The sequence below is a fragment of the Pseudanabaena mucicola FACHB-723 genome (assembly GCF_014696385.1).
Lineage (GTDB): Bacteria > Cyanobacteriota > Cyanobacteriia > Pseudanabaenales > Pseudanabaenaceae > Pseudanabaena.
In genome coordinates, this window is sequence record NZ_JACJQB010000053.1 from 1 (window position 1) to 19269 (window position 19269).

The window sequence follows — 19269 nt, forward strand, 5'->3', positions numbered from 1 at the left end:
AAGTGGCTCAATTAGTCTCACAGTAATTAGTTCGGATATGGTGATTCTTAGAATCTTCCCATTAGTTCGGATATGTGTAAATAATTCTGCATGGCTACTTATTCTGAAAATTAGAATTATTTGATCTAGAGGTACTTAACTCTAGATCCTCTTCAGTTTGTAGTGTTTTGCAGCAGTTTATCGAAAAACTGGGTAAATTGAATTAAGGGCAAAGGATACAAGTTAGTCGTGGGTATGGGACAGTGGACTTTAAAGGTTTAGGTTTTGTCGTTAGTATTTGGCTGCGCGATCGCAATTTCTCGCAAACTCCAAGCCGTGATCATCGAGGCTTTACATTAATCGAGCTATTGGTAGTCATCATTATCATTGGCATTTTAGCTGCGATCGCATTACCATCATTTTTGAGCCAAGCAGACAAGGCGAGGTTTGCCGAGGCAAAGGCGTATATCGGTACAATGAGCCGTTTGCAGCAAGCATATTACCTAGAAAAGCAAACTTTCACCAGTAATATTGGTGACTTGGGGCTTGGGGTAGATACTGCTTCTTCTTCCTATACTTACACTGCTTTGGCGGGTAGTGTGGATGGCAATTTTACACCTCAGCAACCCAAGCAGCTAATTACAAATGTGGCTGTGCCTACATCTCCTTACCTCAAGTCACTTGTTGGTGTGGTAGGTATTCCGGGAATAGTGCGAATCGACACTGTTTTTTGCCTTGCAAATACCCCCAATATTAGTCCGATCCCGCCTGGAGCGTTGAATGCCGTGGCTCAGACAATGGTTTGTCCTACGGGTTTTTCGTTGCAGCAGTAATTGAGTTGGCTTTAAGCGATGTAAAGCTGCCAAAAATATTTTTAGCCAGAGTGATATCATCCTGTTTTGTTATGGGTAAGTTACTCTCACAACCCAAACAAGTTAATTTTCTTGATACAACACGGGATAAAAGAATTATGAAATCTGACTTCAAGACCAAACTACTTCAACACATTCTCACCAAGAAGAATTCTGAAAAGGGCTTTACCCTAATCGAACTTCTAGTTGTTATCATCATCATCGGTATTCTCGCTGCGATCGCGCTTCCTTCTTTCCTTAACCAAGCTGCAAAGGCTCGTCAGTCTGAAGCTAAGACATATGTTGGTTCAGCAAACCGCGCTCAACAAGCCTACTACCTAGAAAAGCAACGCTTTGCTCCTGACCTTTCGAGCTTGGCAATTGGTGTTGCTGCACAGACAGAAAATTACGACTATGCAACCTCTGGCTCCTCTAGAGGTGTATCTGGTACTAATGCTCATGCATTGAGCAGTTCTACTCCTCGTGAACCCAGCGTAAAAGCTTATGCAGGCGCAGTTAATCTCGCCACTCCTGTTGGTTCAAATGAAGCAACCACTCTAGCTGCTCTATGTGAAGCTAAGCTTCCACCAGTAAATGGTGGTATATCTGTTGCTGCTACAATCGCAAACTCCTTTACGCTAGATACTACTCTTGCTCCTGCCTGTCTTGTCGCTAACTTTGTTCCAGTTAACTAATTAAGTAGCCAGACATCTATAATTAATAATAAAAAAGAGGATAGACAGAAATGTTTATGCTCTTTTTTATTTAAGAATAAAGTCAAATAACTTTTACCGTTCTAATATGAGTCATAAATCATCAAATTCTGTAGAAACTTTACAAATACAAGCATACGAATATTTGCTAAGTCAGAAATATCAGGAAGCTAACGATGTCTACACATCATTAGTGTGCGAAGAAAGTGAAACATTAGAAAATCATTGGTACTTAGGTATCTGCCAATTGTTATTAGGCTTTACATCCAATGCCCAAGAAACATGGACTTTGGCAATCAAATCTAGTGAAAATGAAAAATTGGCATCTAATGAATTAGCTTTGTTGCTCGAAAAAGAATCTCAAAGACTGTCAAATATCGAGGAGTTTCAAAGTTCCCTTGTAATTCGATATCAGTTATCTGAAATTGAACCCTATAGAATGGATAATCTTTTATCCATAGTTTTATTGCTATTACAGACGCAGAATTTTACTTCTGCATGTACAGATAAATTAAACTTGATAGGTATACTGCAAAAGAGCAAGTTTGTTTGCCTTACCCTAGATTACTTGTTGAATATTTTAAATGACTTATTAACAATTAATTTTCTAAACCAAGATGTCTTGAATATAGTTGAAAATCTCTGCTTGGCTCACATTCAATACAAAAATCAAATTGTTACTAAATTAGTCCAGATTATTAATAACTTTCCGAAAGAAACTCAATATGCAGTACAAATTATAGAATTAGCTAATCGAATTGATCCAGAAAATATTGATATATTAATGCAATGGATAGACTTATCTCTTCTTAATTCTAATTTAGATAAGGCTCATGATATCGGTGTCAATTTATATAACCTTGTTATCAAGAAAGATGACATTGACAAAGCTACTTCTTTTCAATGGGTAATTAAGTCTTTAATCTGGAACTGCAACTATTGGGAAGAATCACTTGTTATACATCAAGAACATGAATCGTATTTACGAAGTCTTGCTCAAGAAGATTTTCGCAATATATCTTTAAAGAGCGCATCATTCTATCTAATGATGACAGGTTTTTATTCTCCATATTTTCTTGATCAACCTGAATTAGATCATAGACTGAGAGGAGAAATTCGTAGATTAGCTAACCAGAAGATATTGTCAGAGCTTCAAGATGACACAGAAAAATATCGGAAGACGCAGGCAATCAGAAAAACAAGCAAAAACTTACAAAGACCTCTAAAAATAGGATACTTTTCTAGCTTTCTAAAACGTCATTCTGTGGGATATCTGGCGAGGTGGTTAATTCAGTATCATAATCGTGATGATTTTGAACTTTACTATTACTCTGGAGATAATGGCAAAGTTCAAAATGACCCTTTGCAGCAATGGTATATGTCTCAATTCCATATAGTTCGTATTGTGGAAAACCATAATATGGCTAGCTTTGCTCGTCAAATTCAGGAAGATGGTATCGACATTTTAATTGACTTAGACAGTCTTACTTCACCTCTAGGAGGAGGAGTATTATCTTTAAAACCAGCGCCAATTCAGATTACGTGGTTAGGTTGGGATGCCGCAGGGCAGGAGAGTATTGATTATTTCATTGCCGATCCCTACGTTCTACCCGAAAATGCCGACGAGTATTACACAGAAAAGATTTGGCGATTGCCACAGACCTATATTGCTGTTGATGGCTTTGAATCATCTACTCCCACAGTTCGCCGTGATACACTCAATATCCCACCTGATACTGTTATCTATTTCAGCGCACAAATATCGATGAAGCGTCATCCTGATACGATACGCTTACAGATGCGAATTGTTAAGTCTGTGCCTAATAGTTATTTAGTTCTCAAAAGTATGGGCGATCAAGCATCGCTACAAGAGTTTTTCTATCAAATGGCAGAAGCAGAAGGAGTAGAAAAAGAACGCTTACGCTTTTTGCCGATTACGAATAGTGAAGCCGAACATAGGGCTAATTTGATAATTGCCGATATCGTTCTTGATACTTACCCTTATAATGGTGCAACCCATACCCTAGAGACTCTATGGATGGGTATACCCATGGTGACACGAGTTGGAGAGCAATTTGCGGCGCGAAATAGCTATACGATGATGATCAATGCGGGAATTACTGAAGGCATTGCATGGACAGATGAGGAATATGTGGAATGGGGAATTAGGTTAGGAACTGATATAAATCTACGAAATCAAGTAATCCTCAAATTGCGTCAGGGCAAGCAAACTGCGCCACTCTGGAACTCTCGTCAATTTACAAGAGAGATGGAATCTGCCTATGAGCAGATGTGGCAAATTTGGCTAGATTCTGAAGATCCTGATATTGAGATTGATCCTGTTGCTGATCATGATTTGTTCATCGCCGAAGCAGAGTTACGCAACCAAGATGCTATCCGTTTAGCGCAAAAGGGAAAACTGGACTCCGCGATCGCCTGTTGGCAAGCAGCTATTTCTTTACATCCTGAATATACAGATGCCCATTACAACATGGGTATTGCTCAGTTCCAATTAGGTCAACTTGATCAAGCAGTTGAGTCATTCCAAATCACGATTGAGCTTGAGCCTGACCATGCCAATGCTCTGTATAACTTGGGACTAGTGTTAGTCCGTCAAAATAAACTAGATGAGGCAATCTTTGCCTATGACCAAGCCTTTGCTATTAATCCTGAAGATATTGACATTCCTCTAGCTATGGGAAGTGCTTTCTTTAAGCAGTGTGAATGGGAAATGGCAATCACAGCTTATCAAACTGCTCTAGAGATTAATGCAGAATCAGTTACAGCCCTGATTGGGTTAGGAACAGCATTGACGGAGTATGGAAATATTGAAGAGGCGATAGCATGTTTACAGTCCGCAGTATCCATCAATCCTGATGATGCCCAAGCTTATGGCAATCTCGGTCATGCTTTTGCAAAGGCTAATCAAACTGAAGATGCTACTTTTTGCTACCAGAAAGCATTGCAGTTAGATCCTCGCTATGGCAATGTTTTCTGGAATTTCAATGATATCTTGTCTGATATCGATAACCCTGCCAGTCAGAACTTTAAACTAAGAAGGCATCTAGCAGATCAATTCCTAGAATCTTGTTATGAAACAGATAAGATTCGCTCTTTAGTAAGTTTTCTAATTAATTACGCTAATTCAGGGTATGGAGATATTGCCAAGGAGAAGATTGTAGATATTGAAAACTCAATTATTGAACACTATACAGACCTGAGTAATCTAGAAGTTCAAGTTCTTTATAATCACTTTCCCTTTCTGCTGTCAAGTTTACGTGATGTTCGTCAAAATATAGACTCTTGCAAGTTAATCGGTCAGTTGTACTATCAACGTATTATCCAGCCAAAGATTGCTAGAGAAAATTTCTCCACTTCTTCTAAAAATGTATCTTTCCCTCTTAAAATAGGGTTTCTTTCAGCACATTTTGCTCGCCATCCTGTGGGTTGGTGTAGCCTTGATGTGATTAGGGAATTATCAAAAATCACATCTCACATTTATCTATATGCAACCAGTGGTATCAAACCTGATGAGCGCACCGAAGCATTTGCTCAAGTTGCAGAAAAATATTATTGGTATGACAGCCCAGAGTTTATAGGAAAAGTTAACAGCTTTGATAGCCGCCTCAATCAAGTGATTGCAGATATTACTCAAGATAAACTAGATGTAATCATTGACCTTGATTCCGTGACGCTCCCTTTAAATACTCATATTCTGTGTCGTGAGCAATTAGCACCTATTCGACTATCTTGGCTTGGCTTTGATGCACCCTTTGTCTCTCCCAATAACTATTGGCTCGGTGATCGCTTTACTCATCCCGAAGGCGTTGATGAACATTATTTAGAAAAGATCTTGCGTTTGCCCGATGCTCACATGGCAGTATCAGGCTTTGATGTTATCGAAATTGATCGAGACATTGAAAGAGTGAAATTTGGCATATCATCCGATCAAGTTGCCTATCTCTATGCGGCTCCAGCACGTAAATTTAATCGTGATAGTGCGAGAGCCTGTATTAGTATTTTGCAGCAAGTTCCTAATTCGGTCTTGTTGCATAAAGGTAATGGTGATCACGAAGTGATTAGGAATATCTATAATGAAATCTGTGACGAGATTGGTGTAATTGGCGAACGAGTTATCTTTCTGCCCAGTTATAAGACCGAAGAAGAACATCGCGGTATCTATGCGATCGCGGATGTTTTCCTAGATTCCTACCCTTACAACGGCGGCAGTCATAACTTAGAAGTGCTGTGGTTTAATCTGCCTGTGGTGACACTGGTTGGAGAACAGTCCTTTGCCAGAATGGGTTATTCGTTCTTGCAAGCCGTTGGTATTCATGAAGGTGTTGCCAACAATTGGGACGAATATATTACATGGGGTGTCAAGTATGGTTTAGAAACAGAATTGAGGAATTCCATTAGACAGCAGCTAATAAATTCTAAAGATCCTGCCAATCTAGCGCCACTCTGGAATCCGCAGAAGTTGGCTCAGGATATATATAATTTATTGAAATCGCTTTGTGATGGGTTTAAATCATGAATGTGTAACTTGTTGAATCGCTCATATAGGACTTAGAGCTTGTTTAAGATAAATTTCGTCTAAACTCAATTGAAATATATGACTTCCATAAAAAAAATATCTAAGCTTGTGATTTGTGTAACATTCTATTTTGTTACTGAGCGACTTGCTTATCTCAGGAAGATTTCATCTAAATTTGCACAGCTAGCAGAGAAAGTAGAAGTCTTTATTGTTACGAACTTACAAGATAAGGAAAGTAATATTTTGCAATTACTCGCAGATTATGATCTAGATCTGAAAATAGTATCACCTTTTCTTCTCGGTCATCCCTTTCTTTTAACTTGGTGTCATTTTGATATTTTTCGTAGAGTGCTTAACTTAGATAAAACAGTTACTCATTTTCTCTACTTAGAGGATGATATCTATATAACTCCCGAAAATATTAATTATTGGATTGAAGGAAGAGAACGATTACGGACTTTTGGTTTAATACCATCATTTCTTCGTTATGAAACACAAGTATTCACAGATGAAAGATTTAGTACTGACGTTACTCAAATCCTTAATTTCAATGCATTACCCAGAGTGTACTTTCAGCAAATACATTATGCATATTTAAATTTACCACAGCCCTATCAAGGAATGTATTTGCTTGATAGGGAACTGATGGAAGAACATCTCAACAACTCCTGTCATCCAGATTTTGGAATATGGCACATTAGGGAAAAAGCGGCACAAGGAATAACTTTTCTAAATATTCCAGAAGGTTTTATTTCTCGTAATTTAATTGGATATAACACCTTACTACAAGAAATAGATCAAAGATGTTTAATCCACCATCTTCCCAATAACTATGTGAATAATCAAAACACACCATTTGGTAAAGTTCCAATTAGAAATCTCATCAGTCCGCTTTGTGATGATGATTAGGAATCTACAAGGTTACAGACAATCAACACTTTAAATTTCCTGATTTTTTGTCTCTAAAAAGTGCAGGCTGCGTCAGGATTTTAAGATTTTTACTTAACATCAGTTAAATAAGAGAAAAGTTCTAAACTACTGCTTACGATATTATCAATATGAGGCTCTAAAAATTTTAACAGATCGTGATCTTTCATCGGTATAAATATAAGATTGGGTTCACCGTCACTCACATCAATATTTTCTTCAAAAATCAAATCAAGCGCTATATCAGACAACAAAGTATCTATATACTCAGGAGTGCGCTCTGTGATTCCTATAAGAATCGATATATCTTTTTTCTGTGGATGATGAAAGATTGCTGACAAACAACTGCGTAAACTTTTGTATAAACTTTCTTCATCTTCCTGCCAGTCTGGACAAACAAGAATATTGATACTTTTTAACTCATTGATATAGTCATTGTATTTTTCATCTTTACATTCCTTAACGACTCTTAATAATGCGCGGACATGGACAACATCACCTTCAGATAGTTCATGTTCCATGCTTTCAATTCTAAAAGCCCCCTTAAAGCCATAAATTTGGTTTAGGTTCAAATAAGCTGGATGTTCAACACAGTAGTACATAAATGAGTTGATATTCCAAAAGCTAATGTGTGTAGGGTCTTGGAATGCTCCACGTCCGTCGGTCGAAGGTACTCTGATATCAATAACCCCATCTGGCTTAGCAACTCTCCATAACTCATTCATGGTATGAATACGATCTTCCAAATGCTCAATCACGTCATGGGCGCGGATAATATCAGCACTGCTGTCAGGAAATGGAAAACGAGAGTTGAGATTTGCCACCACATCTACGTTAGGACGAGAAGCTATATCAACACCAATAAAACCTTCTGGCTTCCAATCACCACAGCCCAAATCGATACATAGAATGTTTGGAGAATTATTAGGTTGAGATGATGATGAATTTATTTTAGCAATCATATCTTGCACAACATTAATATAAGTATATTTTCTAGAAATTTCTTGATGTAGCGTATCGGCAATCTCTATTCGTTCTTTTTGATGATCAGGATGTAAATAATATGATGCTTTTTCATTCAATTCCTCTATAGACTTATATGAAATCTCCTTATGTACGCTGGTAAATGAGGATAAGTCTGATCGCCAATCAGTAAGGATAAAACCACCCGCAGCAGCAACATCAATAACCCTGTTAATTACTGTACTATCAAATTGCAAGGAGGTAATATTTAAATTAATCTTTGAGCTAGCGTAAATGGATTTAATCACCTCATCATTATTTGTAGGATTGTGATATCTCACATTAGTCTTAGTAATTTCCCTGAAGCCATCTTGGATACCATGAAGATATTTTGGATCACCTCCAATAATGTCTATATTGCTACTAATAAGTCTACTTATAATTTCACCCCTGAAAAAGTGAGACTGAGTGTGTAAGCATGACATATAGAAGTATTTAAGGCACAAAGATTTTATTGAAACCTCTTCTGTATTTAACTTGTTGGCAGCAAATTTAGTAGTCCGTTCTGACAATTTATATGGCAAGTTAGTTATTCGATTCCATATATCTGCTTGTATTAAATGAGAGAAAGGAAGATTTTTAATACTCTGATCTAGCCTAGGCAGCACATGACCTACAAATGATAGATCGTAATTATAATTTTTATCATATTTTGATTTCTGAAATTCAGAAGCATGATTAATAGAAAAGCAATTATTGACACCTATATTTCTCAGGTCTAAAAAATTGTCATATTCCAAGCAAAAATGCCAACTTGTATTTTTGACAGAAATCCAAGCATTTAATTTCTTTTGAATTGTTTCTACATCTATTAGATTACTAAATATATTGTCATGATGAATGAAGATAAATTGAGTTTCAATCATCTGAAAGACAAACTTATCTAATCCTTGTACATAAGTTGAGACAATGCTTCTGGGATTAGTCACTAAAATAAAATCAGGACTTATTTTTCTGACGAAGGATATGTAATCCTCTAAAGTTATCCCTTCTTCAATATCAATTATATCGACAGTATGTCCCAAAGATGAAAGCGCTTTACTAAACGCATTTATAATTCTCTGATAGATAGGCGTAGGAGAAGATTCCATTAAAAAACGAGAATTTGATTGAACCTTACTCACTTTAAACCTCCTATACATCTGTCACCGATAATTATTGTTGTGTAAACTCAATGCCTTACACAGTAAATATCATATACTATATGGTCAACTTGATTTCTCACATTAATCTGCTGGCGTACTGCTATTTATCAATATCGACTGAGCAAATAGAGACATATTGAGCCAACCAGTCTTTGTCTAGAGCCTGATCAAAATTCACTATAGGAGTTTCCTTGCGCTCAACATCAAAATCCTAAGGTTGGTTAGGCTCGATGGATTGCGATCGCAAATAGGCTTCTAGCTTTTTCCTATTCTGACTTTCAGCCCAAAGAATCAGTCAAAATAAGATAAGTGTTAATATTTTTCGGCACTGGTTGCTAAAAAAGTGATGAATAGCTACAAGGCTTATCCCTTAAAAATTTATGATGATTGAGTGGCAATATCTATGAAAAGCTTACCCAGAAGCACTTTAAGTGACTTACCACTCTTTAACAGTGTCATTTCTACATACTGCGATCGCTTGATCGCTACACTTGAAAGGCAAAAAATAAGATTAGTTGATTAACCTTAAATGCAAGCATAAGATAAAATAAGATTAGTTGACTAATCTTATTTTATCTTATGCTTGAAATCTCAGAAGCAGATATTTTGTCCCGACTTTGGTTTGATAACCCTTGGTGGGAACAAGGTAAAGAAGGGGAAATAACTTACGAAAAGACACCTAGACGCAAGTACTTTGAGACTTTTTATGAAAATATTTTGGATTCAAATGTTCGCCGAGCGATCGTTTTAATGGGACCAAGGCGCGTTGGTAAAACTGTTATGGTTTATCACACCATTCGCGCACTCCTAGACTCTGGTGTAGAAGCAAAAAATATTTTATATATTTCCCTTGAAACTCCAATCTACACGGGACTACATCTAGAAAGGATACTTAATTATTTTCAGAAACTTTTTGAACATAAACGCAATACAAAACTGTTTATTTTCTTTGATGAAATTCAGTATTTGCGTGATTGGGAAGTACATCTTAAATCTCTAGTTGACTCATACGCAGACTATAACTTTATTGCTACGGGTTCTGCGGCGGCAGCGTTAAGACTAAAGAGCAATGAGTCTGGTGCTGGGCGCTTTAGTGATTATGTTCTACCACCACTAACTTTTGCTGAATACTTAATGTTCATTGGACGAGAATTTGAACTAATAAAGTTAACGCCAATTAAAAATTTTGATTTGGAGGAAAATGAATACTCTGTTACAGATATCAAAGCACTTAATGAAGAGTTTATAAATTACTTAAACTTTGGGGGCTATCCAGAGGCAGTCTTTTCAGAAACTATCAGACGAAATCCCAATCAGTATATCAAAAGCGACATTATTGATAAGGTGTTACTCCGAGATCTTCCTAGTCTTTACGGTATTAACGACATTCAAGAACTAAATAGACTATTTACGACCTTAGCTTATAACTCTGGGAATGAAGTAAGTTTAGATGGATTATCCAAATCCTCTGGTGTTGCCAAGAATACGGTTAAGCGTTATCTAGAATATTTGGAGGCTGCATTCCTAATTCGGCGAGTTGAAAGGATAGATAACAATGCGAAGAGATTTAAGCGAGCAATGTGTTTCAAGGTCTATTTAACCAATCCATCTATGAGGGCTGCATTATTTGGACAAATTGATGCGAATTCTGAAGCTATGGGATCTATGACTGAAACGGCAATTTTTAGTCAATGGCAACATAGTCAAGTTACGGAACTTTATTATGCGCGATGGAAGTCGGGAGAAATTGATATTGTGCATTTGGATAATGTTAGCCAATTACCTTCTTGGATTGTGGAAGTTAAGTGGAGCGATCGCCCTTATAGGACACTTGCAGAGCTTGATAATTGTGTTGAATTTGCGAATAAGCATCCCCATATATCTCAACCAATCTTGATAACTAGTCAAACTATTTCAGATAAAGACATTCAGTATAAAGGGGTAGAGTTTGAATTTCGCCCATCCAGTCTTTATGCTTATCTACTAGGCGCAAATTTATTGAAGTATATTGACAATAAGCTGATTGGGCGGAGAGTTTCAGAAGAAATTTGATAAAAATACTATGTTTGCCAACAGCGATCGCCATCACAATTTTCACAGATCGCGATCAATGTCACGTTGGTGACTGTAAATTAGTAGGTAGAACCAAAAACAGCAAAAGCAAAACTAGATATGTTTGATGAAATCGCCGATAAATTTGAGGCGGCTTGGAAAAAGTTACGCGGACAAGACAAAATCTCTGACTCCAATATCCAAGGCGCGATTCGCGAAGTACGCAGGGCGCTATTAGAGGCAGATGTCAACCTACAGGTTGTCAAAGAATTTGTCGAAGAAATCTCCAAACAGGCTCAAGGCGCTGATGTGATCGCAGGGGTGCGCCCCGATCAGCAATTTATCAAGATCGTCTATGACGAATTGGTAAAGACGATGGGCGAGGCAAATGTGCCACTCGCCGAGGCAACCAACGCCCCCACTGTAATTTTGATGGCAGGTTTGCAGGGTACAGGTAAAACGACGGCTACTGCTAAATTAGCCTTACATTTACGCAAACTAGAGCGCACCGCTTTACTAGTAGCCACTGACGTATATCGTCCTGCGGCGATCGACCAGTTGCTCACCCTTGGTAAGCAAATCAATGTGCCAGTTTTTGAAATGGGGGCTGATGCTGACCCTGTGGAGATTGCGCGTCAAGGATTGGCAAAGGCTAAAGAATTAGGCGTTAATACCGTGATTGTCGATACGGCGGGGCGCTTGCAGATTGATCGCGACATGATGGATGAACTCAAGCGCGTCAAGGATGCGATTAATCCCGATGAAGTGCTGCTGGTTGTCGATGCGATGACAGGACAAGAAGCGGCGACATTAACTCGTACTTTCCATGATGAGATTGGCATTACAGGCGCAATCCTCACGAAAATGGATGGCGATACTCGTGGTGGTGCGGCGCTATCGGTGAGACAAATTTCGGGACAGCCGATTAAGTTTATTGGTGTCGGTGAAAAAGTTGAGGCACTGCAACCCTTCTATCCTGAACGCATGGCTTCGCGGATTTTGGGCATGGGCGACGTGCTGACGCTAGTTGAGAAAGCTCAAGAAGAAATCGATCTCACCGATGCTGCTAATCTCCAAGAAAAGATTTTGAGCGCCAAGTTCGACTTTGACGACTTCCTGAAGAACACCCGCATGATGAAAAACATGGGTTCCTTTGGCGGAATGTTGAAGATGCTGCCGGGAATGAAGATTAACGACGCGCAAATTCAAGAGGCGGAAAAGCAACTCAAACGCTGTGAGTCGATGATCTCCTCCATGACTAAGCAAGAGCGCAAAGATCCTGACCTCATTGCCAAAAGTCCTAGTCGCAAGCAACGGATTGCTAATGGTGCTGGTTATAAACTTCAGGATGTAACCAAGCTCGTTGCTGACTTTCAGAAGATGAGAGCCTTAATGCAGCAAATGGGACAGGGCAAGATGCCCAACTTCCCTGGTATGCCCAACATGGGCGGCGGCGGATTCCCCGGAATGGGTGGCATGGGCAACCAAGCCCCATCGGGCAATCCTGTTTATGGCAAGAAAAAGAAAAAGAAAAAGGGTTTCGGAGAACTGTAAGAACCAAATCTTGAATTAAGGAGGAAAACAAATGTCCCAAGCGATCGCATCATCATTAACCCTGTACGAGCGCGATCTTGACCTATGGTTGGAGACTGCGATCGCGCAATTAAAAGCAGGTGACTTCCAAAATCTTGATGTTGAAAATTTAATAGAGGAGTTAGAGGGTTTGTCAGGCAGTAACAAACGTGAAGTAGAGACTAGACTCAAAAGGCTAATCGAACACATCCTAAAACGCTGCTATGTTAATCTGCCTGACTGTTTTCGAGGTTGGGAAGTCACGATTATTAACCAACGTGATGAACTAAAAAAACTTCTAAGACAGTCACCTAGCCTGAAGCGTCACTTCTTGAGAATGTTTGATGATTCCTTTGACACAGCCCTAGAAATTGTCAGAACTGAATATGCTGATACTGATTTCTCTGACACATGGCAGTTGAGTCGTGATATTGACACGATGCTGAATGCTAAGTTTTGGGGTTTATAACAAATTACAAATTACGAATTACTGAATCCAATGCAACCGAAAATTATTATTCATGGCGGTGCTGGTAGCACTGTTGAGAGCAAAGGCGGCTATGAACCTGTCCGCAAATCATTATTTGCCGTTTTAGAAACTGTTTATCCGATGCTGCTCGATGGCGCAAAAGCGATCGATGCTGTCGTCAAGGCTTGTCAAATGCTGGAAGATGATCCGCGATTTAATGCGGGGACAGGATCGGTCTTACAGTCCGATGGTCAAATCCGCATGAGTGCCTCAATCATGGATGGCGATCGCCAAAGTTTTAGTGGGGTCATCAATACGGCAAGAGTCAAAAATCCCATTGATCTGGCTAAGCATTTGCAAACTAGCGACGATCGCGTTCTCTCTGATTACGGCTCGGCGGAACTCACCCGTGAACTCGGTATACCGATTTATAATCCCCTCACCGATGAACGCCTTGCGGAATGGGTAGAAGAACGCAAAACTAACTTCACTCGCAAAATGGCGGATGTGGCGATGGGAACGATCGGTGCGGTAGTTCTTGATCAATATGGTAGTATTTGCGTGGGAACTTCCACAGGCGGACGAGGATTTGAGCGCATTGGCAGAGTCAGCGACTCGGCAACTCCTGCGGGTAACTATGCAACTAAATTTGCAGGGGTTAGCTGTACAGGTGTGGGCGAAGATATTCTCGATGAAGGCTTTGCTACGAGAGTTGTAGTGCGTGTTACTGATGGCATGACCCTTCAGCAAGCCGTTGACAAATCGATTAATGAGGCAAAAAGTCGCGATCGCGATTTTGGCGCAATTTGTCTTGATGCGACAGGCGCGATCGCATGGGGCAAAACCTGTCCCATATTGTTCGCTGCTTACCACGACGGCGAAAAGATGCAAGATACACTTTAAGGCTAGGGTGGGCGGTAGCCCACCTTAACCTTAAAATCACAAAAATCACGATCAAGATGAGCTAAGCTCTTCAAGAGGCATGAACTGAAACCGTATGAAAGATGTAATCGTGATCGGCGCGGGTATGGCAGGTCTGACCTGTGCTCAGCAACTAAAGCAAGCAGGGCTAGATGTCACTATTGTGGAGAAATCCGCAGGGGTAGGCGGTCGGATGTCAACTAGACGTTTGCAAGGTACTTGGGTAGATCATGGCGCACAGCTAATCTCTGCCAAAAGTGATGACTTCACGAGATTTGTGCGTAAGCTGCAAGACAAAGGAATTGTGAGTGAATGGACTCGCGATGTTTATCGATTATCAGCCGATGGCCTGCGCCCACCCGAAGCGGATGCTCGTCATCAAAGATATTGTTGTCCTTCAGGCATGACTGCGATCGCAAAATATCTTGCCAACGATCTGACGATTATCAATAACACCCGCATAATTTCTGTAAACCATTGCGATCGCAAATGGCAGTTAGTTAGCGATCGCAATGAAACACTAGAAACCGCCGCAATTGTCTCAACCATACCCGCCCCACAATTTCTACCTTTATTTGAAAATGTTTTGGCGCTTGCCCCTAGCTTTCTACAAGTTGTCCATGCCGTGAAATTTGCCCCTAGTGTCACGATTATGGCTGGATACAATGCTAGTCACCATATCCCCGATGAATGGCGAGCAATTCAATGCGTGGATGATCCAATTTTAAATTGGATTAGCTATGACAGCAGTAAACATGCTGAAAAATCCAGTCAACCCGTTTTTGTGTATCAGAGTTCAGCAGAATTTGCAAAACAGTCAATGGAAGAACCTGACCTCGAAATTGCTGGCAAGCCTTTACTGAATCAGGTTGGTAAGCTATTAGAAAAATGGTTAGCCAATCCTGAGTGGTGGCAAGTCCATCGTTGGCGCTATGCTATTGCCGAAGAGTGGGCAGGTGTTTCTTGTTTATCAACAAAAGTTCCAGTCCCTCTTGTTTGTGCGGGCGATTGGTGTGCTGGCAAAAATATCGAAGCCGCCTATCACTCTGGCTTAGCCGCAGCCGAATCTGCGATCGAGCTACTTAAATCTTAAAAAGCCATGAAATAATCTATGTTGCATCCAGAATCTTTGATTAAAAAGACTGAAGGTTGGCAGTTTGCCAGCGAAGCAGATCTAGAAGATTTTGTTTGGAATAATCTCGAAAAATTATTTGGGTTGATCCCACTTAAACGTCAATACATTGTCCTGAATGATTGCTGCGATATTCTTGCTCTATCAGATTCAGGGCAACTAATAATTATTGAGTTAAAAAATGTAGAAGATCGCTATGTTGTCCAGCAATTAACTCGCTACTACCATAGCCTTTTCACTCAAAAGCCAATGGCTGAAGTCATTAAATATGATCAGCCTATTCGCCTAATTGCTATCAAGCCTGACTTTCATCGTCATAACTATATTGATCAGATTTATAACAAGCTCACAGTTGAGTTTTGGCAGTTTGAAATTATTCAGAATAATAAACAACTAACATTTCATATCAAAAATCAAGAAGAAAGCAATATTTCCTCGGCAATAATTCCTTATCCACAGGAATACATACTAGATGAAGTAACTGCTCAGCCTACATTACGCATATTACCACGCATCCCCAGAGTATTTGAGAAGTTGCTCGATGAGCGTCATTCATCTGACAAAGATCTTGTTTTAAGAATCAGGAAAAAAATACTTGATTTTGACGAAAGAATGGCAGAAGTAAGCACAAAAGTTATTACTCGCTATGGCTATCCACAGAAAAACGGCAGTATACCCATAACTAAAATGTGTGCAGAATTCTATAGCCGCCCTATCAATGAATTTCATCAACTTGAATTTTCTCTTTGGTTACCCATACCTAACCGAAGGTATATTTCGCGCAAGATTTACCAGAAAAAAACTGAAAAAATACTTATTAGCATACCCATAAAGGAAAATTCAAAGCCTTCACTTTTTGTATTAAGAAACCCTGATCCTAAAGCTTGGAGGTATAGTGACAGTTACTCTTTAAGTCAATACGCAAAAACTTACAAGTTAATGACAGGCGAGGAACTTACTGACAAATCTCTAGAAGGCTTGATAGAGATAGCCTTAGCTGATTGGCAAGAAAGAGTAGACGGTAGACGGCAAACAATAACTGAAATTTTCAATGATTCCTAAGTAAGGCAATGCTCTAAACAAGACAATTGCGCGTAAGTGATTGACAAATGCTCACTTCCTTTGTGATAATTGACAATTGTGAGATTTTATTGAGCAGCAATACCCTTGGCTAATGTAATTGTTATTGGGGCACAGTGGGGTGATGAAGGTAAAGGCAAAATCACAGATTTGCTTAGCCGCTCCGCAGATGTCGTTGTGCGCTATCAAGGCGGTAATAATGCAGGACATACGGTCGTCGTTGGCGACCGCACCTTTAAGCTACACCTGATTCCTTCGGGAATTCTGTATCCCAAAACGGAATGCATTATCGCTAGTGGCACAGTTATCGATCCTAAAGTGCTTCTTGAAGAAGTCGATCGACTAAAAAATTTAGGTATATCAACAGCTAATCTGTTCATCGCCGAAACCGCCCATGTCACCATGCCCTATCATCGGGTACTAGATCGCGCATCAGAAGATCAACGCGCAGAACACAAGATTGGCACAACAGGACGTGGCATCGGACCGACCTACGCTGACAAATCTGAGCGTGTCGGTATCCGTATGATCGACTTGATGGACGAAAAACGGATGCCCAAAAAGCTTCGTTGGGCGATCGAACAAAAAAACATTGTTTTACAAAAGCTTTATAATTTAGAACCGCTCGATGCAGACGCGATCATCGAAGAGTATCGTGGCTATGCTGACCGTCTGCGTCCCCATGTAGTTGATGCCTCATTGAAAATCGATGATGCGATTCGTGAACGTCGCAACATCCTCTTTGAAGGAGCACAGGGAACATTGCTAGATCTCGATCATGGCACATACCCCTATGTTACCTCCTCCAATCCTGTTGCTGGCGGTGCTTGCATCGGCGCTGGTGTGGGACCAACGTGTATCGATCGCGTGATTGGTGTTGCCAAAGCATATACAACTCGCGTTGGTGAAGGACCTTTCCCCACTGAGTTACATGATGAAATTGGCAACCTGATTGGCGAACGTGGTGCAGAGTTCGGCACAACCACAGGACGCAAACGCCGTTGTGGTTGGTTTGATGGCGTAATTGGACGTTATGCAGTTCGCATTAATGGACTCGATTGCCTTGCTGTCACCAAACTTGATGTACTCGATGACCTCGACGAAATCAAAGTTTGTACTGCTTACGAACTTGACGGTAAAGTTGTACGCGACTTCCCTAGCGATGCGCGTGCTTTTGCCAGAGCCATCCCCATCTACGAAACCCTCCCTGGTTGGAAGCAATCGACTAGCGAATGCAAAAATGTTGAAGAGTTGCCCACCCAAGCCAAGGAATATCTAAAATTCCTGTCTGACTTAACGGGTACTCCGATCGCAATTATCTCCTTAGGCGCAAGCCGAGGGCAAACCATCATTGTTGAAGACCCAATTCATGGGCCTAAGCGTGGTTTGTTGAGAGCTTAGATTTAGCTCTTACACTTTAACTAGCTTTTAGCCTCTGAGTTAAATCTAGTTAATGACAACTCTCAATTAAAAGCCAATAGCTAATCGCTAGCGGCTAAAAGCCATTAAAAAAGCAATCACAAACTACTAAAATGCAACTACAAATTAACGCCTCTACTCGTCCCCCAGCCAATAACCGCGCTCTTCGCCGCAATGGTCAAATTCCTGCAACTGTATATGGACACAAGGGCTCTGAATCTATTTCAATCTCTTTAGATGCAAAGGAAGCAACCACTTTACTTCGTGAAGCAACGATCAACAACACAATGATCGAAGTAAATGTAACCGATGGAGACTTCAAAGGCAAAACCCTATTGCGTGAAGTTCAAAACCATCCTTACAAAAATGCGATTTATCACCTTAGCTTTTTTGCGATCGAATCTCAATCAAAGATCGAAGTAGACATTCCTCTGCACTTTGTCGGTGTGCCTGTTGGGGTAAAAGTTGGTGGTGGTTCCGTTGACACGATCAAAAACTACGTTCGTGTATCTTGCGCTCCTAACAACATTCCTGAAAGCTTTGAAATCGACATTACTCCTCTCGAAATCGGTAAGGGTGTTCACGTTAGTGAAATTGCTTACCCCGAAGGTGTTAAGCCTGTAACCGAAAGCACTGCTCTCGTGGTTACTATCCTCAAGAAATAAAACAAGAAATAAAAAAGGGGCGCTTCGCGCCCCTTTTTTTATGCAAGAACAATATGCCGATCGCGATCAACGCTCAACCATCCTTCATCCTGTAACAACTTCATGGCTCTGGTTACAGTGACGCGAGTGCTACTAATCGCACTGGCAAGATGTTGGTGAGTAAGGCGCACCGTGAGCCGATTACCTCCACCTTCAACGGGAATGCCCACCTCTTGCTTCAGCAAAAGTAAAATTTGGCGGAGTCGTTCTTCAACTCGTTTATTGCTGACTAAGGCTAGCAAAGCTTCAGTTTGCTGAAGACGACGGTTGAGATGTTGCAAAATACCTTGATAGAGTTGTGGAGAATTTTCTAACTCAATCAGTGTAAACCGCATTAAATCAACATCCGATAATGCGATCGCATGGTATGGCTCTAGATTTGTTAGGGGTAAACCAAAGGGCATTGCCTGCACGGCAAATCCCACCAAGACTTCATCTCCTGAAGGATGCAGTGTATTTAGTTGCACGACCCCACGACAAACCACCCACACTTCATAGGGATACATGGGAATGATTTGTCCAGACTTGTAAGTGTGCATCGTGCGACCGCGATAAATTTCTTCGAGCGATCGCCGCCAGTCAGTCACGGAGCTTGGGGAATTAATATCAAAACTTGAGAACGTATATGTCATAAGAGCGTGAGGCAGAAGTGTTGAACGATAAGAAATAACTAGAAAAAATCGCTTCTAATTTAGTAAACTAGAAACGACAAATTAAAAAATATTGTTAATGATGCTATCTAACT

At 40.2% G+C, this 19269-nt stretch carries 14 protein-coding genes; 12 read left to right on the forward strand and 2 right to left on the reverse strand.

Annotated elements, in window-relative coordinates; all coding sequences use genetic code 11:
• Positions 1-242: 242 nt before the first annotated feature.
• From H6F41_RS16800 to H6F41_RS16815, 4 genes are all read left to right on the forward strand, one after another.
• On the forward strand, positions 243-812 hold the full coding sequence (locus H6F41_RS16800; protein ID WP_322095940.1) for a type IV pilin-like G/H family protein: 570 nt from the start codon (positions 243-245) through the stop codon (positions 810-812).
• 137 nt (positions 813-949) lie between these two features.
• Positions 950-1525 carry a type IV pilin-like G/H family protein gene (locus tag H6F41_RS16805; RefSeq protein WP_190404621.1) on the forward strand — a complete coding sequence of 192 codons (576 nt, stop codon included), beginning with the start codon at positions 950-952 and terminating at the stop codon, positions 1523-1525.
• Positions 1526-1631: 106 nt separating this feature from the next.
• Positions 1632-6080 (forward strand): O-linked N-acetylglucosamine transferase, SPINDLY family protein, encoded by a 4449-nt coding sequence (locus H6F41_RS16810; RefSeq protein WP_190404622.1) that lies wholly within the window; start codon positions 1632-1634, stop codon positions 6078-6080.
• Between the two features lie 78 nt (positions 6081-6158).
• Complete coding sequence (locus tag H6F41_RS16815) at positions 6159-6989, forward strand: hypothetical protein (protein ID WP_199288820.1); 831 nt, start codon at positions 6159-6161, stop codon at positions 6987-6989.
• A gap of 89 nt (positions 6990-7078) precedes the next feature.
• On the opposite strand, the gene H6F41_RS16820 is transcribed toward H6F41_RS16815, so the two are convergent.
• Complete coding sequence (locus H6F41_RS16820) at positions 7079-9154, reverse strand: glycosyltransferase family protein (RefSeq protein ID WP_190404623.1); 2076 nt, start codon at positions 9152-9154, stop codon at positions 7079-7081.
• Positions 9155-9754: 600 nt separating this feature from the next.
• Here H6F41_RS16820 and H6F41_RS16825 point away from each other — a divergent pair.
• From H6F41_RS16825 to H6F41_RS16860, 8 genes are all read left to right on the forward strand, one after another.
• Positions 9755-11227: an ATP-binding protein gene (locus tag H6F41_RS16825; RefSeq protein WP_190404624.1), complete on the forward strand. Its 1473-nt coding sequence runs from the start codon at positions 9755-9757 to the stop codon at positions 11225-11227.
• 120 nt (positions 11228-11347) lie between these two features.
• Entirely contained in the window at positions 11348-12781 is a 1434-nt protein-coding gene (gene ffh / locus H6F41_RS16830; protein WP_190404625.1) for a signal recognition particle protein, read from the forward strand.
• A 31-nt stretch (positions 12782-12812) separates the two neighbouring features.
• Positions 12813-13268, forward strand: a complete 456-nt coding sequence (locus H6F41_RS16835; protein ID WP_190404626.1) for a DUF29 domain-containing protein — start codon at positions 12813-12815, stop codon at positions 13266-13268.
• 30 nt (positions 13269-13298) lie between these two features.
• Positions 13299-14171: an isoaspartyl peptidase/L-asparaginase gene (locus H6F41_RS16840; protein ID WP_190404627.1), complete on the forward strand. Its 873-nt coding sequence runs from the start codon at positions 13299-13301 to the stop codon at positions 14169-14171.
• Between the two features lie 94 nt (positions 14172-14265).
• On the forward strand, positions 14266-15282 hold the full coding sequence (locus H6F41_RS16845; protein ID WP_190404628.1) for an NAD(P)/FAD-dependent oxidoreductase: 1017 nt from the start codon (positions 14266-14268) through the stop codon (positions 15280-15282).
• A gap of 18 nt (positions 15283-15300) precedes the next feature.
• A complete protein-coding gene (locus H6F41_RS16850; protein WP_190404629.1) occupies positions 15301-16383 on the forward strand; it encodes an endonuclease NucS domain-containing protein in 1083 nt (360 codons plus the stop codon).
• 105 nt (positions 16384-16488) lie between these two features.
• The gene (locus H6F41_RS16855; RefSeq protein ID WP_190404630.1) at positions 16489-17802 is read left to right on the forward strand and encodes an adenylosuccinate synthase; all 1314 of its coding nucleotides are present in this window, start codon (positions 16489-16491) and stop codon (positions 17800-17802) included.
• A 131-nt stretch (positions 17803-17933) separates the two neighbouring features.
• The gene (locus tag H6F41_RS16860) at positions 17934-18485 is read left to right on the forward strand and encodes a 50S ribosomal protein L25/general stress protein Ctc (RefSeq protein ID WP_190404631.1); all 552 of its coding nucleotides are present in this window, start codon (positions 17934-17936) and stop codon (positions 18483-18485) included.
• 38 nt (positions 18486-18523) lie between these two features.
• On the opposite strand, the gene H6F41_RS16865 is transcribed toward H6F41_RS16860, so the two are convergent.
• The gene (locus tag H6F41_RS16865) at positions 18524-19156 is read right to left on the reverse strand and encodes a Crp/Fnr family transcriptional regulator (protein WP_190404632.1); all 633 of its coding nucleotides are present in this window, start codon (positions 19154-19156) and stop codon (positions 18524-18526) included.
• Positions 19157-19269 lie beyond the last annotated feature (113 nt).

Bases quoted from the DNA above. Each gene is read 5' to 3' on its own strand.
- H6F41_RS16815 (WP_199288820.1), top strand. From the start codon at position 6,159: ATGACTTCCATAAAAAAAATATCTAAGCTTGTGATTTGTGTAACATTC.
- H6F41_RS16835 (WP_190404626.1), top strand. From the start codon at position 12,813: ATGTCCCAAGCGATCGCATCATCATTAACCCTGTACGAGCGCGATCTT.
- H6F41_RS16805 (WP_190404621.1), top strand. From the start codon at position 950: ATGAAATCTGACTTCAAGACCAAACTACTTCAACACATTCTCACCAAG.
- H6F41_RS16825 (WP_190404624.1), top strand. From the start codon at position 9,755: ATGCTTGAAATCTCAGAAGCAGATATTTTGTCCCGACTTTGGTTTGAT.
- H6F41_RS16860 (WP_190404631.1), top strand. From the start codon at position 17,934: ATGCAACTACAAATTAACGCCTCTACTCGTCCCCCAGCCAATAACCGC.
- H6F41_RS16865 (WP_190404632.1), bottom strand. From the start codon at position 19,156: ATGACATATACGTTCTCAAGTTTTGATATTAATTCCCCAAGCTCCGTG.
- H6F41_RS16850 (WP_190404629.1), top strand. From the start codon at position 15,301: ATGTTGCATCCAGAATCTTTGATTAAAAAGACTGAAGGTTGGCAGTTT.
- H6F41_RS16840 (WP_190404627.1), top strand. From the start codon at position 13,299: ATGCAACCGAAAATTATTATTCATGGCGGTGCTGGTAGCACTGTTGAG.
- ffh (WP_190404625.1), top strand. From the start codon at position 11,348: ATGTTTGATGAAATCGCCGATAAATTTGAGGCGGCTTGGAAAAAGTTA.
- H6F41_RS16810 (WP_190404622.1), top strand. From the start codon at position 1,632: ATGAGTCATAAATCATCAAATTCTGTAGAAACTTTACAAATACAAGCA.
- H6F41_RS16845 (WP_190404628.1), top strand. From the start codon at position 14,266: ATGAAAGATGTAATCGTGATCGGCGCGGGTATGGCAGGTCTGACCTGT.